Source organism: Streptomyces sp. CB02366 (assembly GCF_001905905.1).
Lineage (GTDB): Bacteria > Actinomycetota > Actinomycetes > Streptomycetales > Streptomycetaceae > Streptomyces.
The window spans coordinates 413,509-439,309 of record NZ_LIVT01000006.1; the positions used below are offsets into that span (position 1 = coordinate 413,509).

A 25,801-nucleotide genomic window follows, 5' to 3' on the forward strand; every position below is an offset into this window, starting at 1 on the left:
ACGTTGCCCACCGACGACCCCACGGGCCCCGCTCCGGAGCCGATGCACCGCCTGCGGTTCGAGGAACCCGGGCCGCCACGCACTGCCGAACTGCCCGGTGGCGCCCCCGCCTGGCTGGTCAGCCGGTACCCCGACGTACGCCAGGTGCTCTCCGACCCGCGGTTCGGCCGGGCGGGCCTGTACGCGACGGACGCCCCGGCCCTCTCCGACGTACCGGACCTCGTCAACGACCCCGACCTGATGTTCAACCAGGACGGCCCCGACCATCTGAGGCTGCGCCGTACCCTGCGGCGCGCGTTCACCCCCAGGGCCGTCGCCCGCTGGCGGCCCTGGATCGCCGCGATAGTGGAAGAACTGCTCGACCGGCTGGAGAGGCGGGAACAGCCCGTCGACGTGGTGGCGGAGTTCGCCCTCCCGCTGCCGGCGGCGGTGATCAGCCGGCTGATGGGCCTGAACGAGTCCGCCTGGGCCCGGATGCGCCACTGGAGCGAGCACGCCTTCTCCGACGGCACCCACGACAGCGCGCAAGTGGCTTCCGCCCTGGAGGAGTTCAGCGCGTTCGGTGCGGACCTCCTCGCCGAGCGGCGCAGGTCGCCGGGTGACGACCTGGTCAGCGGCATCGTCGCGGCGGCCGACGCGGAAGGGGGCGTCCCCGAGGCGCAATTGGTCAGCCTGGTGTGCGGGCTGGTCGTCGGCGGCCACGACAGCACGATGACCATGCTCGGCAACGCGCTGCTCTACCTCCTGGGCGAACGCCGTGAGACCTGGCCCCGCATCGGCGCCGACGAGGAGGCCGCCGGACAGGTCGTGGACCGGCTCGTCCACCTCGTGCCCCTCGGCGACGACCGGGGGAGCACCCGGCACGCCGCCGCGGACGTCGAGGTCGGCGGGGTGACGATCCCGGCCGGAGCGATCGTGATCGCCGACTGCGGCATGGCCAACCGCGACCCCGACGTCTTCCCGCCCGCCACCCTCCACGACCTGTTCGCCCCGCTGGAGGCGCCCACCCTCTCGTTCGGTGCGGGCCCCCACTACTGCCTGGGCGTCTGGCTGGCCCGCACCGAGCTCCAGCTCGCCCTGCACCGGCTGGCCGCCCGCTTCCCGGAGCTGCGCCTGGCCGCCCCCGTGGACGCCGTCGCCTGGCGGACCGGAACGACCTCCCGCAGCCCGCTGCGGCTCGGGGTCACCTGGTAGGCCCCGCCGGTCCGCTCCCGGGCCGGCGTACAGACTGGTCGGAGCCCACAAGGAGGGGGAGGCGGGCGCGCCGTCCGAGACGGGTGAAAGGGTGGAACTCGTCTGTCATGAGGAGTGAGGCCCGCCCGCCCCTCGACGGCGCCGAACCCTTCACGGCCTCTTCGCCACGGCCGCCCGACCGTCCCCCCCGGACCACCGCCCCGCCCGCCGGCCCCAGAGATCCAGGAACCACCACGTGCTCGTCGCCCGCTCCATCGCCCTGTTCGTCGTCGCCGCCCTTTTCGAGATCGGAGGGGCCTGGCTGGTCTGGCAGGGCATCCGTGAACACAGGGGGTGGATCTGGATCGGAGCCGGAGTGGTCGCCCTCGGCCTCTACGGAGTCGTCGCCACCCTCCAGAGCGACGACAACTTCGGGCGCATCCTCGCGGCGTACGGCGGCGTCTTCGTCGCCGGCTCGATCGCCTGGGGCATGGTCGCCGACGGCTACCGCCCCGACCGCTTCGACGTCGTCGGGGCCCTCGTCTGCCTCGCGGGCATGGCCCTGATCATGTACGCCCCGCGCGGCGGTTGACCGGCCGGTCAACCGCCGCGCGGGGCGGGCGCGACCCTCGTATCCAGCCTTCGCGTCCGGCCCCCGACGACGGTGGTCGCGGACGCGTGTCACCGGCCGGCGCCTCCCGGCTTCCGCCCGGGCCGCACTCCCCGGGGCGAGGACGTCGACCGGCCCGGATCATCACGTTTGAGCACGGTGCCGGAACTGTGGCCTCCGTCACAGTCAACGCGATCATGTCCTGGTGAGATCGCCGGGTGCTCGGTTTCCTCTTCCGCCTCCTGCCCTTCTGGGTCCGGGAGCCCCTGTTCATCGTGGTCGGGTCGGTTTTCGGCGTACGCATCATGTATCTCGCCCTCCGCGACGGGGAAGGGACGGCAGCCGCGGTCGGTGCGGTGTTCCTGCTGTTCACCGCGGTACGCGTCCACGCGGTGGTCCGGGCCCTCCGCGCACGCGGGGACCGGGCCCCCGCAGCCTCCACGGACGACGTGGTACCCGCCGCTGCCCCGCCGCAGCCGCGACCTTCCGCGGAGCGGCGTCCCGCCGCGGCCGTCCCGGAGAAGGAACCCAACGCGGGCCTCCAGGCCTTCGCCGCCGTGGCCGTGTTCGCGGCTCTCGGGGCCGCGCTGTGGCTGGGCCCGAGCCTGACGCCCTCCGACGGCGACGGCACGCCTCGGGCCGCCGCTTGTCCGCGCGGACCGGACGAGGAAATACCCGGCGCCTACACGAAGACGGCCCACGCCGTCACCGGTGACGAGCTGTGCAAGGCGCTCAACAGGCCGGACCTGGCCCGCCTCCTCGGTACGCCCGGGGAGACGGCCGCCACCGCGTCCGGCACCAGCGGCACCGCGCTCCTGACCGGCGGGAAGGTCGCGCGACCGGAGGCCGAGGTCCGGTTCGACACCTACACCGTGAACGTCTCGGTCACGTACAACGAGTTGTCGATGGCGCAGTACGTGAAGCTGATGGAGTTCGGGGAGGAGACGGACGTCAGGAGGTTGCAGGTCCTCGGCCGCCCCGCGGTCCTCTCCTCCGGTCACACCATGGCGATCGAGATCGATCTCGGAAGCGGCGGAACCGGCGGTCCTGTGGGGCAGGGCCCCCTGGCCAGAACGCTGTCCGTGGCCCTGGACGAGGAGGATCGGGGCGGCTACGGCGAATTCACCGTGTGGAGCGAGTCCGGAGCTCTCCCCGACGACAGCGCGCTCCTCGATATCGCCGAGGCGGTTCTCCCGGCGATCCCCGAGCGGGCCGGGTGACCCTGCCGACATGAGCCCGCGGGGCTTTCCTCACCCCCCGGCGCCTTGACCGGCGAGCACGGTCACCCTAACGGGGTAATGCCCGGCAGGCCACGGGCCAGTACCTTGAGAAAAGCCACGAAAAAGGCGGGTGACGGGGCTTCAGCCACCCCTCTGCCGGAGCGCCCCACCCGGTTTGCCCAGCACCCGTAGCAGAAGCGCGACGAGAGGCCGACGAGGCCGCTTCTGTTCCCTGTCCCAGGACATGACCGGCTGCGGGAGCATGCGGTCGCGTGACGATCGACGTCATGTCGGTCACGCCTCGGTGAGCAGCCGCCAGGCGGCCTTCCTCGTCTTCCGGTCGCGCGGCCGTCTCCCAGCCCCCGGCATCGCTCATCGCGCTGCCTCTCGATTTCCCTCCGCTTCGGCCCACGAGCCGCCGCGTCACCCTCTCGTGCCCCGCCGCGCCCCGGCGCCACCGAGGCACGGAACGCGCACAACGCCCCCGCCTCAAAAGGAGTCGACCTATGAGCGCATGTGGTTGCGAGCAGTCCCCGATCACCCCTGGCGGTTGCCCGCCCCCCAAGCCGGCCTGCCCACCCGCCGCCTGTGCCGGTTCCCCGCGGTGCGATCGGTGCGAGACGACCCCGCTGCGCGACTCCGCGCCGTACCGGGTCGCGGCGACCGTGAGCAGCACAGACCCGACGCCGTACTACACCATCGCCAACACCCATGCCGCACTGGATCCCGTCGTCGCCCAGACCATCCTGAACAGCGGCACGGGCACCTTCCCGGCCGACGACGGGACGCACAACGGCCAGCACACCTGGCTCGCCGGAGTCGTGCGCGTCGACCCCGCCTCCCTGCGCGGCGACCCCGCCACCGTCACGATCAGCGCCTCGGTGCACGTCCACAACGACGGCCCGAGTACGGCCTGCCGGCTCTACGGACGGTTCGCCCTGTGGAACGGCACGACCCCGATCCGCACCGACCTCCTCGGCCCGCCCGACCTGGCGGCGGGCGGTGACGACCACGGCGTCATCCCGCCGACCACCGTGCCCCTCGCGGACGTCCTCGCCGGAAAGGTCGTCGTCGAGCTCAACCTGGAGACGGGCAACGACGACGCCTGTCGGGTCGGCCCCAAGCAGTGGACCGTCGACAGCTTCGTCCTCACCGTCCAGGCGTCCTCCCCGGGCTGCGGCAGAACCTTCCTGCGTACGACCTGCCGCGACTGCGACGGCGCGGTCACCTGCACGACCGACACCCTCGACGGTTCGTCCCGCCCCTACGCCCCGGTCCCGCCGGTGGTCCCGGTCTCCTCCTGCCAGGACGGGTGCGTCACCGCCCGTCCTCCGTGCCTCTCCACCGACCGGGGCAACGCCCTCACCCGCGGCAGCGACGGGTGCCTGTACGCGCCCGACGCGCCTGTCCTGGACCCGTCCCCGTGCAATGCCGCACGGCACACGACCGGTGGACTGCTCGTGCCGCGGGTCGACGTGAGGGGTATCGCTCCCGGCGGCAACAGCGGCGCCGAACGGTCGGTGGACATCGACGTCACCGGGACGCCCGGCTGCCCCGAGCGGTGGGTGGTCGGCGCCCGCCTCACCCCGGTGAGCGCCTTCCTCAACACCGAGCGGCAGCACGCCAACCTCCTGGCCCGGGCCGGCACCGACGTGCCGATCTCCGAGTCCGACATCGTGCTCCCGGAAGCCGGTGTCTACCACATCGACAGCGATGTGCGGTACGCGCTCGGTTCCGCCACGGGCGGGAGCGGCTACATCATCGGCTGGCTCCGGGACGAGACCACGGACACCCTCCTGACGAGCTTCACCCAGATCGCGGCGATCAACGCGGAGCGGCAGGAGCAGCAAGGCGGAACCACCCACATCATGACCGAGTACGCGGTCGCCTCCGGACCCCGGACGGTCCGCCTGCACCTCATGTTCGTCCCCACCGGCGGCAAGATCTCCAACGCCGAGGCCGGCGGGACGGACAGCAACGGCGCGACCCGGATGCGTTTCCTCAAGGTCAGGGACTAAGGGTTGTCCCGCAGTCCCCGACGGGCGCACGACGACGGCTGCGGCACCTCGCCGCGTTGTCGGAACATCCGCGTACATCCGGTATGCGGATGCCGCCCCGCCTTGCGGTGCACCGCCTCCGACGCCGTGCGCCGATCCACCGGGAATGGCGGGACAGCCCTTTCAGGAGAGGCGCCGCCGCCGTGCCGTCAGGGCGTAGCAGGCGAGGAGGGCGAGGGTGAAGGCGATGCCGATGACAGCCGCCTGCCGCATGTCGGGCACCTTCACCGCCGTCGCCGCGACCGCGAGGACGCCGAGCCCCGCGACGACCGCGAGCTTGTCGCCGCCCCGGACGGAGAAGCCGGTGAACTCCTCGGGGTGCGCGGCGCGGTGGCGCCGGAAGGCGATGTACGAGGCCAGGATGAGCAGCCACACCAGCATCACCGCGAAGATCGCGATCGACATCATGACGCCGAAGAGGCCGCTGACGTCGTAGAAGGCGAGCAGGGCCGCGGCCGCGATGCCCAGGGTGGACGCGGCGATCGCGACCGCCGGGACGCCCCGGCGGTTGAGCCGGGCCAGCGCCTTCGGCGCGAGGCCGTCGTCGCCGAGCGAGTGGAGCAGCCGGGAGGCCCCGTACAGATGGGCGTTGGCGGCGGACATGGCGGCGATGAGCACGACCGCGTTGGTGAGGGTCGCGGCGGCGGGCACGCCGATCTCGGAGAAGACCCGGACGAAGGGGCTCGCCTCCACGCTTCCGTCACCGTCCGCCATCCGGCGCCAGGGGATCAGGGCCAGCACCAGGGTGATGGAGAGCAGGTAGAAGAAGCTGAGCCGCCATGCCAGTTGGCGCATCGCGGTGCGTATGGTGCGCTGCGGGTCGGCGGCCTCGGCGGAGGCGATGGCGACGACCTCGAAGCCGGCGTACGCGAACATCACCACGGACATGGCCAGCCAGATCGAGCTCAGGCCGTGCGGGAGGAAGCCGCCGTCGTCGGTGAGGTGCGCGAAGCCGGTGGCCTCGGTGTCCGGCAGCCCGAAGAGGACCAGCAGGGCCGCGCAGAGAATGAAGGCGCACAGGGCCGTCACCTTGATGGTGGAGAGCCAGAACTCGGTGGTGCCGAAGGACTTCACGCTGATCACGTTGACCGCGAGGACGATCGCCGCGACGGCGAGGATCGCCACCGACATCGGCACCGCCGGCCACCACCAGCGGATGTAGAGCGCGGAGGCGACGACCTCGGTGCCGATGACGACGACGGCGCTGAACCAGTACAGCCAGCTGCTGAGGAAGCCGGCCCAGGGGCTCAGATAGCGGCCGGCGATGGTGCCGAACGAGCCCTGGACGGGGTGGGCGGCGGACATCTCGCCGAGCAGCACGGCGATGATCGCGACCAGGACCGCCCCGATCACGTACGAGACGATCACGGCGGGCCCGGCGACGGACATCGCCGAACCGGAGCCGAGGAAGAGGCCGGTGCCGAGCGCGGAGCCCAGCCCGATCATGGTGGTCTGCCGGTGGGTGAGCGAGCGGACCAGCCCCTTGCCGGGCCCGGGGCCCGAGTCGGTGTCGGGCGCGGGTCTGGCGCCGTCGGCGGTCGCCGGGGCGGGGGGTGCGGAGTCGCTGGGTGAGGCCATGGCGGTGGGGCCCTTCTGCACGGGGGTGGACGACGGGGGAGGGTCAGAACTCGCTGGTGCGGAACGGCTTGGCGGGGGCGTCGAGGTCGGGCTTGCCCAGGACCTTCGACGACAGGGCGTAGATGCCGTGGTTGGTCAGGGCCCAGGCGATGTTCCGGTCCCACTCCACGTAGACCCCGTGGGTCTGGTTGCCGTACGCGTACTCCGCCGTGTCGCGGCCGTACGCCTTCGGCACGAAGTACGCGGAGACCTCCGGGTCGGCCGGGTCCGACACGTCGAAGAACTGCACGCCCGCGTTGTAGAAGCCGTAGCCGAGGGTGCCGGCGTCGTGCTTGCCCGGATTGGTGTAGTAGCCGGTCCGCTTGGGGCCGAAGCTGCCGCGCCGCTGGCAGTAGTCCGTGATACCGGCCGACCTGGGCGGCACCGGGCGGGGGAGGACGCCGACGACACGGGGGTTCTCCGGGTCCTCGGCGTCGATCTGGTAGACGTCCTTGTAGGGCTCGTAGCAGTCCTCGGTGAGCGGGTAGCCGGAGTAGTAGATCATTCCGGTCTTCTCGTACTGGGAGACGTCGATGTTGTCGCCCTCGGTGCCCGAGACCGACGCCGGGAGGTCGAGGTGGCTCACGGTCCGCAGGTTCGACGGGTCGGAGACGTCGAGGACCGTCAGGCCGTAGCCGCCCATCGCGGCGAAGGCGTAACGTCCGCCCTTCTCCACGGGCTTGGGGAGGAAGAGCGGCATCCGGGCGCCCATCCAGCTGGTGCGGTTGCCGCAGCGCGGGTTCTGCCGGTAGGCCGTGTCCTCGCCGGTGCGCTGGCCCGGCAGGTGCCAGGTGTCCAGGAGCCTGGGGCGCGCGGGGTCGGACATGTCCCAGGACTGGTAGCCGGCCGAGTGGAGGTTGGTGGGGTACTCGGTGCCGGAGTAGGTGTCGTCGGGCGCGGTGGCGATGAACATGTACTTGTCGCCCGTCCAGTACGGCACGTCGATCGAGCCGGAGCCCTGCTGGGCGGTGGCCGGGTCGCTGCGCAGCGGGTCGGTCTGGGTGGAGTCGGTGGAGACGGTCGACAGGAGCTTCCAGTCCTTCTTCCGCGGGCCGTCGAGGCGGTACACCTTGAAGCCCTTGAGCCCCGGCTTCTCCCGCAGCTTCCGCACGCCGTCGGGGTTGTTGTACTTGTCGAGCGGAGGGTGGTCGGAGAGTTCGGAGATCTGCCGCCTGCTCTCGAAGCTCTGCACCATGACGTAGGCGTTCAGCTTCTTGTTCCACTGGACGGTGGAGGCGCCCCAGTAGTCGTGCGCCGCCCAGTCGCCGTTGGCCCGGGTCTCGTCGCCGCCGACGTCCTCGCGGCTCATCCGCTCGACGACCCTCACCTTCCGCACGTCGGTGATGTCGTAGACGCGGCCCTCGGAGCGGTCGTACTGGAAGAGGTAGCGGCGGCCGTCGAAGTCGACGACGTTCTGCCAGGTGTGGAAGTAGTCGGGGGTGAAGTCGGCGCCCTCGTACGCCGCTTCGACCTTCATGTTCTTGATGTACGAGCGGGTGTCGTAGGCGGCGTTGCGCCCCGGGAAGGGGTGGTCGGACTCCTCGTCGACGGGGGTGAGGGCGGGGTGCCGGAACGTACCGTCGAGTTGCATGCCGTACGCGCCCGGATCGGCCGGCCCGGGGCGGCGGTCGGCGCAGACGGCGCGGACGTTCGGGTCGGCGGCGGCGGTCGCGGTGTCCGCGCCGGACGCGCCGGGGACGAGCAGTCCGGCGGTGACGGCGGCCGCGGCGACGGTGGCGAGAGCCGTGTTCCTGCGGGTGAAGCGCATCGGACGGTCCTTTCGGGGCGGGAAGGGGCAGGGCGGGGAGGGACGGTCGGGGAGGGGCGGACGGGGGAGGGGCTCAGGTGACGGTGGGGCGCTGCTGGAACGCGGGGGCGAGATGGGCCCCGGAGACGGCGATGTCGCGCAGCTCGACCACCGCGCGCAGCACGTCGGCGTGCGTCACGTACAGGGCGTTGAAGCCGAAGCGGAGCAGGTCGGGGGCGCGCATGTCGCCGATCACGCCGCGGGCGGTGAGCGCCGCGACCAGCGGGTACGCCTCCGGGTGCCGCAGCGCGACCTGACTGCCCCGGCGTTCCGGCTCGCGCGGGGTGGCCGGGGTGAAGCCGAGGCCGTCGAGGAGGAGGTCGGCGCACTCCTGGAAGAAGCCGGTCAGGGACAGGCTCTTGGTCCGCACGGCGGCCATCTCCACCCCGTCGAAGGCGGTGAGCGCGGCCTCCAGGGCGATCAGGGAGAGCAGCGCGGGGGTGCCGATCCGGGCCCGGGTGATGTCCGCCGCCGGGGTGTACGCCCCCGCCATCGCGAACGGCTCGGCGTGCCCGTGCCAACCGGTCAGCGGATGGTCGAAGCCCTCCTGGTGGCGGTGGGCGACGTACGCGAACGCGGGGGCGCCCGGTCCGCCCGACAGGTACTTGTAGCCGCAGCCGACCGCGAAGTCCGCCTCGACCGCGTCGAGTCCGACCGGCAGGGCGCCCGCCGCGTGGCACAGGTCCCAGTGCATCAGGGCGCCGGAGTCGTGCGCGGCGGCGGTGAGCGCGGCCATGTCGTACAGCTCGCCGGTGCGGTAGTCGACCGGGGCGTACGCGGCGACCGCGACGTTCCCCGCCTCGGCGGCCAGCACGGCGGCGGCGTCCCGCGCCGGCACCCGGCGGACGTCGAGGCCGAGCAGCCGGCCCACCGAGTCGGCGATGTACTGGTCGGTGGGGAAGTGGTCCGGGTCGGTCAGCAGCAGCCGGCGGCCGGGGCGCAGCCGGGCGGCGGCGACCAGGGTGTTGAAGAGCTGGACGCTGGTGGAGTCCCCGGCGACGACCTGCCCGGGGGCCGCGCCGACCAGCCGGCCGATCGCGTCGCCGGTCCGCACCGGCGCCTCCCACCAGCCGTTGGCGTTCCAGGAGCGGATCAGGTCGGTGCCCCACTGGCGGTGCACGGCGTCCTCGACGGCCGCCGGGACGGCGGCGGGCAGGGCGCCGAGGGAGTTGCCGTCGAGGTAGACGACCCCGTCGGGGAGGAGGAAGCGGTTCCGGACGGCGGCGAGCGGGTCGGCGGCGTCCAGGGCCGCTGCGCGGGTGGTGAGGCCGGTGAGGCCGGTGGGTTCGGTCAGCATGCGGGGGCTCCGTGGTCGGGGGTGGAAGTGGCGGCATCGGCGGCGGTGCGGGTGAGGTCCAGGGCGATGTCCGTGAGCAGGTCCTCCTGCCCGCCGACCAGCCGCCGCCGGCCCGCCTCGACGAGCAGGTCCCGGGTGTCGAGCCCGTGCCGGGCGGCCGTCGCCTCCGCGTGCCGCAGGAAGCTGGAGTACACCCCGGCGTAGCCGAGCGTCAGGGTCTCCCGGTCGACCCGCACGGGCCGGTCCTGCGTCGGCCGGACCAGCTCCTCGGCCGCGTCCATCAGGGGGAAGAGGTCGCAGCCGTGCTCCCAGCCCATCAGGTCGAAGACCGCGACCACCGGTTCCAGCGGGGCGTTGCCCGCGCCCGCGCCCTGCCCGGCGAGGGAGGCGTCGACGCGGTGTGCGCCCGCCTCCACCGCGACGATGCTGTTGGCGACGCCGAGGCCGAGGTTGTGGTGGGCGTGGACGCCGATCTCGGTGGCGGGGTCGAGGACGTCCCGGTAGGCGCGGACCCGGTCCCGCACGCCGTCCATCGTCAGCCGGCCGCCGGAGTCGGTGACGTACACGCAGTGCGCGCCGTACGACTCCATCAGCTGGGCCTGCGCGGCCAGTTCGGCGGGCGGCGCGAGGTGGGACATCATCAGGAAGCCGGAGACGTCCATGCCCAGGTCGCGGGCGAGCGCGATGTGCTGGGCGGACACGTCCGCCTCCGTGCAGTGGGTGGCGACGCGGACCGAGGTGACGCCGAGCGCGTGGGCGCGGCGCAGGTCGGCGGCGGTGCCGATGCCGGGCAGCAGCAGCGTGGTGAGCCGGGCCCGGTCGAGGACCTCGGCCGCCGCCTCCAGCCACTCCCAGTCGGTGTGGGCGCCGGGGCCGTAGGTGATGGAGGAGCCGGAGAGGCCGTCGCCGTGCGCGACCTCCACGGCGTCCACGCCGGCCGCCTCCAGGGCGGCCGCGATCGCCCGCACCTGGTCGAGGGTGTAGCGGTGGGAGACGGCGTGCATGCCGTCCCGCAGGGTGACGTCCTGGACGTAGACGCGGGTCATCGGCCCGTGCTCCGTTCGGCCAGGCGCTCGGCGGTGCGCAGCGCGGCGGCGGTCATGATGTCGAGGTTCCCGGCGTAGGCGGGGAGGTAGTGGGCGGCGCCCTCGACCTCCAGGTAGACGGAGACGAGCAGCCGGGCCCCGCCGCCGAGCCGGACCAGCGGGTCGTCGGCGGTGAGCGTCCGGAACTGCGGCTCCTGCTTGAGCCGGTAGCCGGGGACGTACGCGGCGACCTCCGCGGCCTTCGCGCGCACCGACGCGGCGATCCGATCGGTGTCGGCGTCGTCGACGAGGCAGTGCACGGTGTCCCGCATGAGCAGCGCCGGTTCGGCCGGGTTGAGGACGATGATCGCCTTGCCCCGGGCCGCGCCGCCGACCCGCTCCAGGGCGCGGGAGGTCGTCTCGGTGAACTCGTCGATGTTGGCCCGGGTGCCGGGCCCGGCGGACCGGGAGGCGATCGAGGCGACGATCTCCGCGTAGTGCACGGGGGCGACGGCGGCGACGGCGGCGACGACCGGGACGGTGGCCTGCCCGCCGCAGGTGACCATGTTGAGGTCGGGCGCGTCCAGGTGCTCGTCGAGGTTGACGGACGGGACGACGTAGGGGCCGGTGGCCGCCGGGGTGAGGTCGATCAGCGTCTTCCCGTACGGGGCGAGCGCGGCGGCGTTGCGGTGGTGGGCGGCGGCCGAGGTGGCGTCGAAGACGACGTCGATCCCGTCGAAACCGTCCATGGCGATCAGCCCGGCGACCCCGTCGGAGCTGGTCGGCACACCGAGCCGGCGGGCCCGCGCGAGCCCGTCCGACTCCGGGTCGATGCCGATCATCGCGGCGGCGGTCACGAGCCCCGAGCCGCGGATCATCTTGATGAGGAGATCGGTGCCGATGTTGCCCGATCCGATGACGGCGGCCCTCACCGCACGACCTCCTTCAGCAGGGAGGCCAGCCCGAAGAAGCGGACGGCGTTGCCGCCGAGGACCGCGTCCCGCTCGGCGGGGGCCAGGCCGCTCTCCCGCACCAGCCGGCCGATGGACTCCTCGCCCAGCGGGAACGGGTGGTCGGAGCCGAGCAGCACCCGCTCCGCGCCCATCACGTCCACCAGGAGCCGCAGCGCCCCGGGGTCGAAGACGGCCGAGTCCACGGCGAAGCGCTCGGTGTAGTACGACGGCGGGTGCGGGCTGTCGGCGCGCACGATGTCCCGCCGGTGCCAGGCGTTCTCCGCCCGGCCCAGCAGGTACGGGAAGCTGCCGCCGCCGTGCGCGAACAGCAGCCGCAGCGACGCCGGGAGCCGCTCGAAGGCGCCGGAGAGGATCAGCGACAGGATCGTCAGGTGCGTCTCGCCCGCCATCCCCGCCAGCCAGGCCAGCATGTAGCGGGAGTGGCGCGGATCGGTCGGCAGGTCCCACGGGTGGACCAGGACGGCCGCGTCCTCGTGCGCGCAGTGCGCGAGGAACTCGAGGAGGGCGCCGTCGTCGAGATCGCGGTCGCCGAGGTGGTTGCCGATGTGGACGCCGTGGAAACCCTCCCGCATCGCCTCGGTGACCAGCGCGCAGGCCGCCTCGGTGTCCTGGAGCGGCACCTGGCACAGCGGGGCCAGCCGGCCGGGGGCGTGCGCGGCGTACCGCAGCAGGTGCCCGTTGACGGTCCGGCACCAGTCGGCGGCCCGCGCCGCCTCCAGGCCGTAGCCGAACAGCAGCGGCGTGCTGGACAGCACCTGCACGTCCACGCCGAGCCGGTCGAGATCGGCGACACGGGTGGCCGGATCCCACAGGGTGCGGCGCACGGGCCGGTACTCGGCGGACCCGGCCATCATCATCCCGGCGTCGGGGCCGTCCGCGGTGCGCAGCCACGGGCCGTCCTCGGAGCCGGTGATCCGGCGCGACTCGGCGCGGCCGATCTCGGGGAAGACGTGTGCGTGGACGTCGACGACGGTCATGCGCCGCCCGCCTCGTCGCGCCGGGTGCGGGGCCGCAGCTCCTCGGGCCAGTCCTTGCCCGGGTGGAGGGCGCCGCAGTGCCCGCAGGTGCGGGCGGCCTCATCGGCGTAGAAGGCGGAGAAGACCGGCGGCAGGTCGTCGACGATCGAGGTGAGCTGCACCTCGCTGCGGTGCACCAGGTGGTGACACCCGACGCAGTACCACTCGAAGGCGTCGAGGTGGCCCTGCGGCCGGGCGAACTCGACGACCAGGCCGATGCTGTCCTCCTCCGGCCGCTGCGGGGAGTGCCGCAGGTGCGCCGGGGCGAGGAAGACGTCGCCCTCGCGGATGTGGATGTCGCGCGGCGGCCGGCCCTCCTCCTCCATGACGCGGAGCACCATGTCGCCCTTGAGCTGGTAGAAGAACTCCTCGATGGGGTCGTCGTGGAAGTCGGTGCGGCGGTTGGGGCCGCCGACGACCGTCACCATCAGGTCGGCGTCCTGCCAGATCTGCACGTTGCCGACCGGAGGCTTCAGCAGGTGGCGGTGCTCTTCGATCCACGCCTGGAGGTTGAACGGTCTCATCGTCATCGGTGCTGTTCCTCGCTCGGGTGCTGGGGGAGGTGGGCCACCGCGCTGATCTCGATCAGCAGGTGGGGGTGGGGGAGTTGGTGGACGGCGACGGTGGTCCGGGTCGGCCCGGTCTCGTCGAAGTACTCGGCGTAGACCTCGTTGTAGCCGCCGAAGTCGTTCATGCTGACCAGGTAGGCGGTCACCGACACCAGGTCGTCCAGACCGCCGCCGGCGGCGGCCAGGATGGCCGCGATGTTGTCGAGGACCGCCCGGGTCTGGACCCGGATGTCGAGGTCGGTGACGCCCATCGGGTCGACGCTCGCCCCGGTGAAGCCGCCGTCCGGACGGCGGGAGCTCGTACCGGAGACGAAGACCAGGTCCCCCGCGCGCCGCAGGTGCGGGAACCGGCCGCGCGGCGGGGCCGCGCCGGGGACGATCACGCCGCCTCCCCGGTGGTGAGGCCGACGGAACCGAGCCGGGCCACGGTGGCCCGCACGTGCGTCCCCGGAGGCAGCGGTACGGCGGCGGTCGCCGCCCCGGCGAGGACGACCGTCCCCGCCGCGAGCGGGCCGGCCAGCCGGGCGGCGGCGGCCAGCGCGCGCAGCGGGTCGCCGAGGATCGCGGCCGTCGAACCGGTCTCGGCCGGGCGGCCGTCCACCTCCAGCACCACGCCCAGGTTGGCCAGGGACCGCAGTCCGCCCAGCGAGGCCGCCGGGGTCCAGGGGCCGAGCGCGTACCCGGCGGCGGAGGTGTTGTCCGCGATCACCTCGGGCAGCGAGAAGCGGAAGCCGTCGTAGCGGGAGTCGATGACCTCCAGGGCGGGGGCCACCGCCGCGACCGCCGCCGCCGGATCGCCGCCCGGCGCGAGGACCGCGCCGAGCAGGAAGGCGATCTCGGGCTCGATCCGGGGGTGGATCAGACCGGAGACGTCGCAGCGCCCCCCGTCCGGGATTTCCATCCGGTCCGTCAGCCGCCCGTGGATCAGGTCACAGACGCCCATCTGCCGCATCTTGGCGGCGCTGGTGAAGCCCAGCTTCACCCCGGTGGGCCGCTCGCCCCGGGCGAACCGCCGCGCCAGCAGCGCCTCCTGCACGGCGTACGCCTGAGTGGTCGTGGTGAGGCCGCTGCCGCCGCCGGGCAGCGGGCGCGCCGCCAGGGCTGCCGCGTCCAGCGCCTCCGCCAGGGCGGCCGGGTCCACCGCCGCCGTCGGATCTGCCGGGGTCACCGGGTCTGCCGGGGTCATCGGGGGTCTCCTTCCGCGGCGGCGGGTCCGAAGACCGCGCGCACCGAACCGAGTCCGTCGATACGGGCCTCCAGCACGTCGCCCGGCGCCACCGCCGCCATCGGCCCGAGCGCTCCGGTGAGCACCGTGTCCCCGGCCCGCAGCGGCGTGCCCAGCCGGACGAGCGTGTCCGCCAGCCAGACGGCGGCGTGCAGGGGATGGCCGAGGCAGGCGACGCCCGCGCCGGTGGAGACGGGCTCGCCGCGCCGCTCCAGCACCATCCCGGCGGTCCGCAGGTCCAGGTCCCGCAGCGGTACCGGGCGGGCGCCGAGCACGTACGCCCCGCTGGAGGCGTTGTCGGCGACCGTGTCCACGGCCGTGATGTCCCAGTCGCGGATCCGGCTGCCGACCACCTCGACGGCGGGCAGCGCGAAGGCGGTCGCCCGGATCACGTCGGCCACCGTGTGCCGCTCGTGCGGCAGGTCGTGCTCCAGGACCAGCGCCACCTCGGCCTCGGCCTTCGGCTGGAGCACCGCCCCCCAGGGCAGCTCCGCGCCGTCCGGGACGGCGGTGTCGTCGAACAGGGCCCCGAAGTCCGGGGTGTCCACGCCCAGTTGCCGCTGCACGGCGGGCGAGGTCAGGCCGACCTTCCAGCCGGTGATCCGGCGGCCCTCGGCCAGCCGGCGCCCGGTCAGCAGCGACTGCACGGCGTAGGCCGCGTCCAGGTCCCCGGCCGGCAGCAGGTCCCGGACGGGGGCGCAGGGCGTCCCGGTGCGGCGCGCCCGGTCCAGGCGTTCGGCGGCGTCCCGCACCGCCGGGTCGTTCCGGGTCGTCGTCACAGCTTCACGCACACGTTCATCGGCTCCGAGAAGAAGTCCAGGGAGTGGTCGCCGCCCTCGCGCCCGATACCGGACGCCTTCACCCCGCCGAACGGGGTGCGCAGGTCGCGCAGGTTCCAGGTGTTGACCCAGGCGATGCCCACGTCGAGGGCCGGGGCGACCCGGTGGGCGCGGCGCACGTCGCCGGTCCACACGGTGGCGGCCAGCCCGTACGGCCCCGCGTTCGCGAGGGCCAGCGCCTCCTCCTCGGTGTCGAACGGCGCCAGGTGCACGACCGGGCCGAAGATCTCGTCCCGGACCGCCGGGTGGTCCTCCGGCAGCCCGGTCAGCACGGTGGGCTCCACCCAGAAGCCGCCGTCCCGCTCGTCCCCGAAGCGCGGCGTCCCGCCGCCCGCCAGCACCTCACCGCCGTCGGCGGCGGCCCGCTCCAGGTGGCCCAGGACCTTGTCGCGGTGGGCGGCCGACACCATCGGCCCGTAGCCGGACAACTGCTTGGCCCCGGCGGCCAGCGCCGCCGCGAACGCGTCGAACACCGGCCGCTCCACGTACACCCGCTCGGTGCACAGGCAGACCTGACCGCTGTGGGTGAAGGCGGACCGCAGGGTGCCCGCCACCGCCTCCTCCAGGTCGGCGTCCGCGAAGACCAGGCCCGCGTTCTTGCCGCCCAGTTCGAAGGAGACCGGCGCCAGCCGGGCCGCCGCCGCCCGCATGATCTCCGTACCGGTGCGGGACGCCCCGGTGAAGGCGACGGCGTCCACGCCGGGGTGCTCGGTCAGCCACTGGCCGGCCGCGTCCGGACCCCGCCCGTGCACCAGGTTGAAGACGCCCGGGGGGACGCCCACCTCGTCCATCACCTCGGCCAGCAGGCAGGCCGTGCCGGGGGTCAGCTCGGACGGCTTGGCGACGACCGTGTTGCCAGTGGCGAGGGCCGGGGCGACCTTCCAGGTGAGCAGCAACAGCGGCAGGTTCCACGGCGACACCACCGCGACGACGCCGAGCGGCTTGCGCACCGTGTAGTTCAGAGCGCCCCGGCCGTCGGGCGTCGGGGTGTGCCAGGACCGCTCGCTCCGCCCCGCCAACAGCTCCGCGTAGGAGCGAAAATTGGCCACCGCGCGCGGGATGTCCACCGTCGAGGCCAGCTCACGGGGCTTGCCGGTGTCGGCGCACTCGGCGGCGGCGAACTCCTCGAAGCGCGCCTCGATCCCGTCGGCGATCCGGTGCAGCAGCCGCGACCGCTCCGCAGGGCTCCACGCGGCCCACGGCCCGCGCAGCGCCGCGCGGGCCGCGGCCACGGCCCGGTCGACCAGCTCCCGCGACGCCTCCGGTACCGCGCCGACGGTGCGGCCGGTGACGGGATCGACGAGCGGAAACGGCACGCCGGACGCGTCGAACCCGCCTCCTACGTAATGCCGCACGGGTGAACTCACCTTGCAGACCTCCGTTGCTGAGCCGGGAGCTGTCCGAAAATCGCCCCGGTGCGTGTCGGTATAGTGCGCCCACCCAGCTATGCCGATCCAATGCCGATCGGTAAGAGAGCCATAGCGATCCTGGTATACCGCCGTACGGCCCCGCCCCCGGGTGCCCCACCGACTCCCCGGAAGGAGCCCCGGCGATGGACCTCCTGGACGGCCGGCTGAAGTTCCGGCACCTGACCCTGCTCATCGCGGTGTACGACCACGGAAGCGTCGGCCGGGCGGCGGAGAGCCTCCACCTCACCCAGCCCGCCGCCACCCGCACCCTGCGCGAACTGGAGACCGTCGCCGAACTCCCGCTCTTCGTCCGCGTTCCGCGCGGCATGCGGCCCACCGTCTACGGCGAGGCGCTCGTCGGCCACGCCCGCGCGGTGGTCGCCGAGATCCGGCGGGCCAAGGAGCACCTCACCGGACTGCGCCAGGGCCAGGACGGCACCGTCACCGTGGGCACCCTGCTCGCCGGGGCCAACGTGCTGCTGCCCCGGGCCGTGGCCCGCCTCAAGAATGAGCGCCCCCGGCTCACCGTCGTGGTCCGCGAGGGCACCCCCGACGTCCTCCACCCGGCCCTGCTCGGCGGCGAACTCGACCTCATCGTCGGCCGCGTGGGGCCCGCCCCGGGCGGCGGGGAGGCACTGCGGCAGCGGATGCTCTACCGCGAGCCCATCCGGCTCGCCGTCCGCGCCGGGCACCCGCTCCTGGCGGAACGGCCGGCCGGGGGCCCCGTCGCGCTCACCGACGCGCTCGCCCACCCATGGATCCTGCCGGTCGAACAGACCGCACTACGACAGGAGTTGGGAGCCCTCTTCGTCGACCGGGGGCTGGCGCTCCCCGCCGACCGGGTGGAGTGCACCTCCATCCTCACCATGCGGGCCCTGCTCCTCCAGACCGACATGGTGGCGCTCCTGCCCGAACTGGTCCTGCGCGACGACGAGCACCTCGCCGCGCTGCCGGTCGACCTCCCCTCGGTGGGCCGCACGGTGGGCGTCACCGAGGCCGCCCACCGCACCCGCACCCCCGCCCTCGAAGCCCTTCTGCGCCACCTCGACGAGGAGGCGGCGCTGCTCCGCGCGAGCCTCGGCGCCGGCCCGCAAGGGTGACGGGGCGATGGCTCCGGATCTTCCATACCCGGTCCGAGGCGCTGACCCGCAGTCGGATCGGGCTGCCCCCGTGCCGCCTCGAAGTCCGGGCCTGGTAGAGGCCTTTCAGCAGAGGGGGCCGACGCCCTCGGTCCACTGTCCGTGCCGACGGTCGTGATTCGCGTACGAGCGGAGCGCGCGGGGGAAATCCACCCGCCGGAATGCCGGACAGTGAGCCTTTTCCAACCTCACGCTGACGCGTGGTGAAGGACGAGGACGGCCTGGACGATCGCTGTGATGCGGTTGGTGCTGCAGCGGAGCTTGCGTAAGGGCTGTCCCGCAGTTCCCGGTGGATCGGTGCGCGGCGTCGGATGCGGTGCATCGCAAGGCGGAGGGGCATCCGCATACTGGATGTACGGGGATGTTCCGACAATGCGGCGAGGCGCCGTAGCCGTCGTCGCGCGCCCGCCGGGAATTGCGGGACAGTCCTTAGGGGGCCGTGCTCGCGGGTGGAGGAGTGGTGGAGGGTTCGATGGTCGATCGGACGTAGATCCGCGTGGTGCCGGGTGTGAACTCGTGGGCGAAGAGGTCGACGCAGCGTTGGAGGTATTTGCCCTCCGGGGACGCGAGGTCGTCCGGGCACAGGCTGGCCTTTCGCAGGCCCTGGACGAACGTCTCGGGTTCGGGCAGTCCGAGGTGACCGAAGGCGGCGGCGGGCCGGTAGTCCTTCCCCTCGGGGTGGGAGTTCCCGATCATCTCGGTGCCGCTTCGGATGAGTCGGCCTGTGTACCGCTCCGCGTCCTCGCTCGGCAGGACGAAGGCGAGCAGGCCGGTGTCGTAACGCTGGCCGGTCTTGTAGCCCGACCGTCGGTCCGAGGCTCCCTCCGGAATGCGGATACCGAGCTGGTCGCTCATCCAGGCGGGCGTGGCTCCGTCCTCCCAGCAACACGTCATTTCCTGGTCCGTCAGGTCCGACGACACGTCGTCGGCGACCCAGGACACCACACCGATCGCGGTGGCGACGCAGGCGAGGAGCGCCACAACGACGACGAGTGCGGCCGGCGCACGGCGGCGGCGCACGGGCTGCGTGTCGGCAGCGGTCTGGGGGGAGGTGTCCATCAGTGATCCTCTATCGCGCTTCCTGCTGCTCACGACCCGGATCCGTCCGGTCGCCCTCGCGGCCGGGCTGGTCCGGCTGCGGCAGAGAGCCCTGGTTCGGGGCGGGTCCGCCCAGATCGTAGTGTTTGACGGAGCTGCTGCCTGCCATGTCGAATTCCTGGGCGATGCCGGTGGTGTGGAGGCGGGCCATCTGACCGTCCGGAATGCTCATGCCGCTGCCCCACGGAAGATCGATGGTCACGCCTTTGCTCTCGTCCCAGTTGTAGCGGTCCCAGGCGTTGGCCTGGTAGTCGAGACCGACTTTGGGCTGTCCGTTCTCGTCCGGTACGACGGTGACCACCCCGGTCACGTTCGACCGGGTGGACCCGACCGCATAGAACCAGTTGTTGTCGACATCCGGTGTGAAGGCGAAGTCCCGGTTTCCGGTCTCCACCGGCATCGAGACGGGTTGTCCGCCATTACGCCGGAACTCCGCGAGAGCGTCGTCGCGCCAAGCCGCCTGATGTTCCCTGATGCCGTCCTCGATGTGCGCGTTGAAGCCGGGCACGTCCGACATCATCTTGTCGACGGGCAGGTCCATGTCCGTCCCGCTGTTCCCGAGGTAGTGCGCCATGTGCCGCGCGGCGTCGTTGTCGCCCTTCCAGTCGGCGGCCTCGGCGATCAGATTCATCTTCTCCCGGGTCCTGTGCTCCTCGGCCCCCGGATCTTCGACACCGTGGGGGCCGGAGCCCCGGTCGGGGGCGGCCTTCTTGATGGTCGGAGCGAGCAGTCCCGCCGCGAGAAGGTCGTCCTTGTGCCCGATCCACAACTCCGCACGCGCCTGGGGGCTCAGCGATGTCCACAGTCGCCGCAGCTCGGCCCGCTGCGCCGTGTTCGCATCGTTCCCGAGAGAGGCGAGCTTGGTGGCGCGGGGGAGTTGGTCCTCGTCGAGCGAGGTGTACGTCGCGTGCCCCGCGTTGTGCGGGTCGCCGCCGTGGCTTCGCTTGAGGGCCCGGGTCACGGCGGCGTCGATCTCCGCCGCGTGCGCGACCAGACCCGTGAGGGTGTCGGCGTACCACTGCATCAGGTCCTTGGTCCGCTGGGACGTGCCTTCCACGCCGCAGAAGGCCTCCATGACCTTCACGGTCCCGTTGGGACCGTCCGACACCAACAGCCCCGGATCGGGGCCCGCCGCCCGGTCAGGATTGCCCTTGCGTGCTTCCGCGGAAAGCTCGCGAGCACGCTTCTGCACGTGCGTCAGTTCGGCGTGACCGTCCCGGAGGACTGACACGATGCTCTGTGCCTCCATCTGGAGATCCGCGACCTCCTTGACCGTCTTGCGGACGAAATTCTTGGTGACGGTCGCATTCAGCCCAGCCCAGTCGGCTCCGTCGGACAACTGGAGGAGGCCGCTGTAGACCTCGGTCCTCAGCCTTTCCAGACCGGCCGCCGTCGAGGTCCAGTCGTCGGCCGCCGAGTTCAGCTTGCCCAGGTCGGCTTCGATCAGATCCGTGTATGAGAACGCCCCCATGCTGTCCCGCTCCCCCTGGTCACTTCACGTACTTCTGCAGCTCCGACACCGGCACGGCGGAGCCGTCCCGCCCTCTGAGCGTGGCGGCGATCTCCACCTCGTCGTTGGCGTGCGACTTCCTCGAGTAGTCCAGGTGGTTGGAGATGTGCGCGAACATCTGCAGGACCGTCTTCACCTGCGAAGTCCAGACTTCGAGCGTGGTGTACAACTCGCCACCCGTGCTGAAGTTCCGGCCCTGCAACTCCGCCGCAGCCCGGGCCGTGGTTCCCGCACCGGCCTTGTCGGCACCGGCGCCCGCCACGTCAGCACGCTTCCGCAGTTCGCCGTGGATCCGGAAGGCCTCGTTACCGACCGCGCCCAGCTCGTCCCGGTGCACCACCAGGTCGCGATCGGTGCCGGACGCAGAAACACCGGGCTGGGCCCCAGCCGTGTCGAGGCTCATCTGTGCCGACTGCTGGTCTCGCGCGTCGGACTTGAGTGCTGCCCACTCGTCGTCGAACGTCATGGGTCCCCCGCCCCTGATCGAAAACAACGGTTCACCCTAGCAACAGGGATGGAGGCATGCTCCGGGACCAGGGCCTCGTGGTGTCCGGGCTCCTGGCTGCGGGGTGGCCGGTGCCGCTGCTGGGGGAGGTGATCGCCCGCCCGCTGCCCGGTCCTCGCCGTCGTCGGCGACACCCGGTGCGCCCTCCACCTCGGGTGGCCGTTCTGCCCCGGCCTCGACGGATACACCTGCACCGTCCGCACCCGCACCGGCAACCAGCGCGCCACTTGCCAGGACCAAGCCCGCTACGCCCGCCTCGACGCCGCACTGCCCCCGACCGCGACCGACGGCGGCGCCTGCACCGGACACAACGGCCTCTGCGGCCGCGCCGCCCTCCCTGGAGACCCGCTTTACGCCCGCTGCCGTGTCGCCCCTCCCAGTGCGACCGCGACCGCGTCCTGCGGGAGTGGGAAGCGATCTGGGACGCCGCCGTGGAGGCGGTCAAGGCAGAAGAGGCTCCAGAGCCGTTCTGAGCAGCGATCCTCCGCCCCGGTCCCCCGGGTCCTTCACCCGGGGCGGAGATCAGCTCTCAGCGGCCCGCACAGCTGATCACCAGCCCCGGGGCGCGGCCTCGCACGGCGAGCGTGGATCCGGCGTCGGCACCCCTGAACGAGAACGGCTACTAACCGACGTTGTGACCACACCGTGCACATGCGGGCCTGTCAACCGAACTAACTCAGCTGTCTTCGCAGGTCAGGCCAGATATCTGCTAGCTCCCCGAGGTGCTTGATGAGCAGCGGTCCGGAAGGGACCTGAGGAACTTCGTCCTGCCCCAGTTAGGCCAGCTACTGAAGACGGGAGATCCCTGGGAGCCGTACAGAGTGCTGGATGGACGCGGCAGGCCGGTCGAGCCCGCTGCGCTCTACCTCAAGGAGCTGATAGCGAGGGGCAGTTCGCCGACATCGGCAGTGTCCGGTTCGAACCGGCGGTGGAGCATCAGATGCGGCTCTTGTGGCCGACAGGGGCTGAGCGGGCACGGGGGGCGCACCCAGGGCAGGTGATGGGTTGCTCATGCGAGTCCTCGCTTCGAGACGAGCCGGGAACTACAAGGCGGCGAGGTCGGTGGCGTCCGGCAGCTCGGTGAGGGGCTGCCGCGCGGCACGGGGGATCCCGAGTCGTGCGCGGGCCTGGTGGACGGCGGCGAGCTGGTCGGCCGCCGGGGAGCCCCAGTCGAAGAGTTCCAGAGCCTGCTCGGGTGTGGCCAGGAGGCGGATGCGGGTGCGGCCGGTGGCCGGGTCGGCGGATGGCGGGCCGAGGCGGGTGAGGGGCGCGGCGTAACGGAGGCGGGTGTACGGCTTGCCGGGGTCGTGCAGGTGGCCGAGGAACAGCGGTACGCCGAACTCGGCCGCGGCTTCTTCACGCGCTTCCCGGCGCAGTGTGACGAGCGGATCGCCGCCGTCCGGGAGTTCGGGGGCGCCGCCCGGCAGGAGAGCCGCGCCGGTGTCCGGTTCCAGAAGCACCAGGACGCGGCCGTCGGGTCCGAGGAGCCAGCCCCGGACCTGGACCACCGAAAGCTGCTCCGGGGCGGGCCCGACGTGAAAGGACAGATGGTGTGGGGCGCGGGCGGTACGAAGGGCGCCGGCCCGGTCCAGGACGGTGGCGGCGATCGGGACGCCGTTCTCCAGCAGGGCGGGCCCGGCGGAGTTGATCCGGGCACGCAGGGCGGACAGGACCCGGCGGGCGTCGCCGGGAGCCATCAGGTCCGGTAGCCGAGCGGGTTCGACGAACTCGAGGGCCGTGATCTCACGGTCGGGCAGCCGGATGGCGGCGATCTGCTCCTCGTCCCACGTCCCGCCGTCGTAGACGTGGAGGATCTCGCCGGGGAAGCGCATGTCGGCGGGCGCGTTGAGGCTGTCGGCGCTGACCCAGTCGATGGCGAGCCCTTGGTCGACGGTCGTGGTGACGCCGAGTTCCTCGCGCAACTCCCGCGCGGCGCCCCGGGCCGGGGCCTCGTTCGCGTCGACGGCGCCGCCCGGCAGGAGACAGGCCGTGCGGTAGTCGACGTGCTGGATCAGGACCCGGCCGCGCCGGTCGGTGATCAGCACGGACGTACCGGCCCAGAGGGCTGCCGATGCGCGTGAGGCCCCGTACTCCTCGTCGGTCATCATCGTGCTGGGCGGTGCGTCAGGGGCGGGGGTGGCGGTCATCTCGTCTCCGATCATGCGGGCGGAACCACGTGGACAGCGGTCAGACGGCGAGCCGGTGGGGGTCGCCCGGCGCGGGGCCGGGGGAGAGCCGGGTGAAGGACTCGGTGCGGATGATCTCGTCGCGTTCCGCTTCGGGCAGGCGGGCGAGCAGGCCGGGCAGGGGCCGCTCGCGGGCGACCTCGCTGCGGTGGGCGCAGATCGCCTCCCACTTCACGGCGGCCCACGGTGAGACGTCGACGACCGTGCTCACGTACGCGTCCGGCACCGCGAGGAGCGTTTTACCCACGCTCTGAAGGAGCGGGCCGAGTCGGCCCATCCCGGATTCCGCGTGTGTAGCCGCGTACAGAGCGGCAGGCTGCCAGGGCTCCCCGGCGTCGGGATACAGGTGCGGGAGGCCGGCGGCCTCGACGGCGAGGAGGGTGATCTGGTGGGCGCGCCGGTGGTCGGGGTGCCCGGTTTCCCTGATGATTGAGCGTGTTCAAGCATCAGGGGAGGCGCAGGTTGAGTACGTGGCATGTGGTGCGGGTACCGGATCCAGAGCACTGGGGGACGCTCCCAACTGGTGGTGTGCTGGGGGTACAGGACCTGCCGACGGCGGTGTCCCAGATCAGGCTGATGCCGGGGGACCCTGTATTCGTGCGACCGGACGGCATGGTCGATTCGGGTCTGCTGGATTTTGTCCGTTCCAAGGAGTTCCGGAACCTGGAACGGGAATCCAAGCGAAATTACGCGACGGATATTCGCATCCTTCTTGACTTCCTGTCTTCGCGCGGAGTTGCCTGGCAGCAGGCGACCGAGCAGGATCTCGTGGACTTCCGCGACTGGCGGTGCCGAGCCGTGGAAAACCCCCAACGGGTCGGCGGGACGAAGTGGAACCGCGAGGCGGCGGCGTTCACCAAGCTGTTCAAGTGGGGCAAGGTCTACCCTCTGCCGGTAGACATATCGCGGCGAGAGGACCGGGCCGCAGACTCGGTCAGCGCGCGGGTGTCGTGGCTGACGCCGCGGACATGGGGCCTGTGGTCGGACGTCGGGCTGCGCGGCCACACCCGAGCCGGGGTGGCGGCGCCCGGGTGGGAGTCGCGGACGGAGATCCGCAACACCAGCTTCGTGCAGCTTCTGCTGAGCTCGGGCCTGCGGCGGCAGGAGGGCGGTTCGCTGCTGACGTTCGAGCTGCCGACCCAGCACCTGCGGCACGGCCGCTACCTGCATGGCCGTATCGCGGGCGCGGTGACGAGGGCGAAGAACACCCGCACGTTCTACGCGTCCGTGGACGCTGTCGGCCAGGTCGAGGCGTATGTCCAGTCGGAGCGGGCCTGGGCCGTTCAGCAGGCCCAGGCTGCGGGCCGCTACGACCGACTGACGACGATGCGGCTGGTGACGAGCGTGACGCGCGGGATCAAGCCGAAGGTGGAATGGGTGGATGCCCACGGCGTCATCGGCGGGCAGGAGCTGAGCCTCTTGGGCTGGCGCGAGCGACGGTGGTTGTTTCTGGAGGGTCCGGACGGGCCGGAGCCGGCCTGGTTGTGGCTGACTGAGCAAGGCCTGCCCATGGAACCGGATCGCTGGAACGGCGTGTTCAGGAACGCGAACCTGCGCTGCGAAGATGTCCTGCTCAGCGACGAGGAACGGAAGGTCGACCGGACGTTCCGGCTGGCGAATGTTCGCGGCAAGAGCCCGTACGCCACCCCTCACGCCGCCAGGCATTCCATGGCGCTCTACATGCTGATCCTGCTGAACGAGCTGTTCGAGTCCCGGTACGGTCTGACGAAAGCGGACCTGCGTGACTTCGCCATGCTGTTCGGCGATCCGTGGTGGTTGGTGAAGACCCTCCTCGGTCACTCCGACGTGGAGACCACGAAGCGGCACTACCTCGCACCCGTGTCGCACCTGCAGCTGGAGTCCATCCTGGCTGCCGCGGAGACCACTGCCGACGGCCAAGACGTCGAGAGTCTGGACGATGTCTTCGCGCGCCTCGCTCGGGAGACGCAGGGTATCCAGGACATCGACAGCCTCCTCGAGGCGGCTCCGTGAGTCCCCGCGGGCGTCGTGCTGCCCGGCCACCATCTGGGCACCGCGCCGAGGCCCCGCTTGCTCAAGGCACACTGGTGGTGACCGTACTGAACAAAGCGGGCCATGCGAAGGAGTTCGACTTCGCGCAGTTGGCCGTGGCCGCGCCGATGCAGCAGTCCCTGGCTGCCCTTTTCGCCGCCCAGTCCGTCCGGTGGACGAGCCACGGAACGGCGGAGAGTACGTGGAAGAAGCTGCACCGGTTCGCGCGGTTCCTGTCCGAACTGGAGAACCCACCGTCGGACTTGGACGGCTTGACTGCCGCCATGCTCAAGCGTTGGCGCACGCAGCACGTCGGTTCCAGTGCGGGGCGGAACGCGCTGCAGCTCGTCCGTGCCCTGCTCTGGCGGGATCCGCGACTGGCTGACGGACCGGTGGCCGAGGAGCTTGCCCGGCGCATTCCCAGTTCCAGTCCGAGTAAGAGGTCATCTCATTTGGCGAGTCTGCGGTAGCAGATCAGGGTGCAGGCGATGCTGGTGAAGGCGAGGAAGTGGTCG

Annotated in this window: 23 protein-coding genes; 7 read left to right on the plus strand and 16 right to left on the minus strand. The window is 72.1% G+C overall.

Annotated elements, in window-relative coordinates; all coding sequences use genetic code 11:
* Positions 1-3: 3 nt before the first annotated feature.
* The 4 genes from AMK24_RS20800 to AMK24_RS20815 all read left to right on the plus strand — a co-directional run bounded on the left by AMK24_RS20800 (position 4) and on the right by AMK24_RS20815 (position 5,021).
* Entirely contained in the window at positions 4-1,194 is a 1,191-nt protein-coding gene (locus AMK24_RS20800) for a cytochrome P450 (protein WP_107427430.1), read from the plus strand.
* A gap of 235 nt (positions 1,195-1,429) precedes the next feature.
* Positions 1,430-1,765 carry a YnfA family protein gene (locus AMK24_RS20805; RefSeq protein ID WP_073770301.1) on the plus strand — a complete coding sequence of 112 codons (336 nt, stop codon included), beginning with the start codon at positions 1,430-1,432 and terminating at the stop codon, positions 1,763-1,765.
* Positions 1,766-2,001: 236 nt separating this feature from the next.
* On the plus strand, positions 2,002-3,003 hold the full coding sequence (locus AMK24_RS20810; RefSeq protein ID WP_073770302.1) for a DUF6215 domain-containing protein: 1,002 nt from the start codon (positions 2,002-2,004) through the stop codon (positions 3,001-3,003).
* Positions 3,004-3,668: 665 nt separating this feature from the next.
* The gene (locus AMK24_RS20815) at positions 3,669-5,021 is read left to right on the plus strand and encodes a hypothetical protein (protein WP_242435202.1); all 1,353 of its coding nucleotides are present in this window, start codon (positions 3,669-3,671) and stop codon (positions 5,019-5,021) included.
* A gap of 162 nt (positions 5,022-5,183) precedes the next feature.
* Here the strand turns inward: AMK24_RS20815 and AMK24_RS20820 are convergent, their stop codons facing one another.
* The 11 genes from AMK24_RS20820 to AMK24_RS20870 form a co-directional block, all read right to left on the minus strand.
* Positions 5,184-6,638, minus strand: coding sequence for an amino acid permease (locus AMK24_RS20820; protein ID WP_073770304.1), 1,455 nt, complete (start codon positions 6,636-6,638; stop codon positions 5,184-5,186).
* 43 nt (positions 6,639-6,681) lie between these two features.
* A complete protein-coding gene (locus AMK24_RS20825; RefSeq protein WP_073770305.1) occupies positions 6,682-8,445 on the minus strand; it encodes a hypothetical protein in 1,764 nt (587 codons plus the stop codon).
* A gap of 73 nt (positions 8,446-8,518) precedes the next feature.
* Positions 8,519-9,781, minus strand: coding sequence for a kynureninase (gene kynU / locus AMK24_RS20830; protein WP_073770306.1), 1,263 nt, complete (start codon positions 9,779-9,781; stop codon positions 8,519-8,521).
* Positions 9,775-10,827 carry a 4-hydroxy-2-oxovalerate aldolase gene (dmpG, locus tag AMK24_RS20835; RefSeq protein ID WP_073770307.1) on the minus strand — a complete coding sequence of 351 codons (1,053 nt, stop codon included), beginning with the start codon at positions 10,825-10,827 and terminating at the stop codon, positions 9,775-9,777. The genes kynU and dmpG overlap by 7 nt, the downstream gene beginning before the upstream one ends.
* A complete protein-coding gene (locus tag AMK24_RS20840) occupies positions 10,824-11,684 on the minus strand; it encodes an acetaldehyde dehydrogenase (acetylating) (RefSeq protein ID WP_242435211.1) in 861 nt (286 codons plus the stop codon). Before AMK24_RS20840 ends, dmpG begins: the two co-directional genes overlap by 4 nt.
* A gap of 50 nt (positions 11,685-11,734) precedes the next feature.
* Entirely contained in the window at positions 11,735-12,757 is a 1,023-nt protein-coding gene (locus tag AMK24_RS20845; RefSeq protein WP_073770309.1) for an amidohydrolase family protein, read from the minus strand.
* Complete coding sequence (locus tag AMK24_RS20850; RefSeq protein ID WP_073770310.1) at positions 12,754-13,326, minus strand: 3-hydroxyanthranilate 3,4-dioxygenase; 573 nt, start codon at positions 13,324-13,326, stop codon at positions 12,754-12,756. The genes AMK24_RS20845 and AMK24_RS20850 overlap by 4 nt, the downstream gene beginning before the upstream one ends.
* Positions 13,323-13,748: a RidA family protein gene (locus AMK24_RS20855; RefSeq protein WP_073770311.1), complete on the minus strand. Its 426-nt coding sequence runs from the start codon at positions 13,746-13,748 to the stop codon at positions 13,323-13,325. The genes AMK24_RS20850 and AMK24_RS20855 overlap by 4 nt, the downstream gene beginning before the upstream one ends.
* Positions 13,745-14,551 (minus strand): 2-keto-4-pentenoate hydratase, encoded by an 807-nt coding sequence (locus AMK24_RS20860; protein ID WP_073770312.1) that lies wholly within the window; start codon positions 14,549-14,551, stop codon positions 13,745-13,747. Before AMK24_RS20860 ends, AMK24_RS20855 begins: the two co-directional genes overlap by 4 nt.
* Positions 14,548-15,369, minus strand: coding sequence for a 2-keto-4-pentenoate hydratase (locus AMK24_RS20865; RefSeq protein ID WP_199876465.1), 822 nt, complete (start codon positions 15,367-15,369; stop codon positions 14,548-14,550). The genes AMK24_RS20860 and AMK24_RS20865 overlap by 4 nt, the downstream gene beginning before the upstream one ends.
* Positions 15,366-16,784: a 2-hydroxymuconic semialdehyde dehydrogenase gene (locus AMK24_RS20870; protein ID WP_199876466.1), complete on the minus strand. Its 1,419-nt coding sequence runs from the start codon at positions 16,782-16,784 to the stop codon at positions 15,366-15,368. The genes AMK24_RS20865 and AMK24_RS20870 overlap by 4 nt, the downstream gene beginning before the upstream one ends.
* A 197-nt stretch (positions 16,785-16,981) precedes the next feature.
* On the opposite strand from AMK24_RS20870, the gene AMK24_RS20875 reads away from it, so the two are divergent.
* Positions 16,982-17,938 (plus strand): LysR substrate-binding domain-containing protein, encoded by a 957-nt coding sequence (locus tag AMK24_RS20875; protein ID WP_073770314.1) that lies wholly within the window; start codon positions 16,982-16,984, stop codon positions 17,936-17,938.
* Between the two features lie 468 nt (positions 17,939-18,406).
* Here the strand turns inward: AMK24_RS20875 and AMK24_RS20880 are convergent, their stop codons facing one another.
* From AMK24_RS20880 to AMK24_RS35335, 5 genes are all read right to left on the minus strand, one after another.
* On the minus strand, positions 18,407-19,036 hold the full coding sequence (locus AMK24_RS20880) for a hypothetical protein (protein WP_073770315.1): 630 nt from the start codon (positions 19,034-19,036) through the stop codon (positions 18,407-18,409).
* A gap of 10 nt (positions 19,037-19,046) precedes the next feature.
* Positions 19,047-20,546 carry a hypothetical protein gene (locus AMK24_RS20885; RefSeq protein ID WP_073770316.1) on the minus strand — a complete coding sequence of 500 codons (1,500 nt, stop codon included), beginning with the start codon at positions 20,544-20,546 and terminating at the stop codon, positions 19,047-19,049.
* Between the two features lie 19 nt (positions 20,547-20,565).
* Positions 20,566-21,051 (minus strand): hypothetical protein, encoded by a 486-nt coding sequence (locus AMK24_RS20890; RefSeq protein WP_073770317.1) that lies wholly within the window; start codon positions 21,049-21,051, stop codon positions 20,566-20,568.
* A 1,082-nt stretch (positions 21,052-22,133) separates the two neighbouring features.
* Complete coding sequence (locus tag AMK24_RS20900) at positions 22,134-23,252, minus strand: NUDIX domain-containing protein (protein ID WP_242435203.1); 1,119 nt, start codon at positions 23,250-23,252, stop codon at positions 22,134-22,136.
* A 25-nt stretch (positions 23,253-23,277) separates the two neighbouring features.
* The gene (locus tag AMK24_RS35335; protein WP_338012701.1) at positions 23,278-23,523 is read right to left on the minus strand and encodes a hypothetical protein; all 246 of its coding nucleotides are present in this window, start codon (positions 23,521-23,523) and stop codon (positions 23,278-23,280) included.
* Positions 23,524-23,738: 215 nt separating this feature from the next.
* Here AMK24_RS35335 and AMK24_RS20910 point away from each other — a divergent pair, with 215 nt between their 5' ends.
* Both AMK24_RS20910 and AMK24_RS20915 read left to right on the plus strand, forming a co-directional pair.
* Positions 23,739-25,268, plus strand: coding sequence for a site-specific integrase (locus tag AMK24_RS20910; protein WP_073770352.1), 1,530 nt, complete (start codon positions 23,739-23,741; stop codon positions 25,266-25,268).
* 77 nt (positions 25,269-25,345) lie between these two features.
* Positions 25,346-25,756 (plus strand): hypothetical protein, encoded by a 411-nt coding sequence (locus tag AMK24_RS20915; RefSeq protein WP_158072164.1) that lies wholly within the window; start codon positions 25,346-25,348, stop codon positions 25,754-25,756.
* The last annotated feature ends 45 nt before the right edge of the window (positions 25,757-25,801 follow it).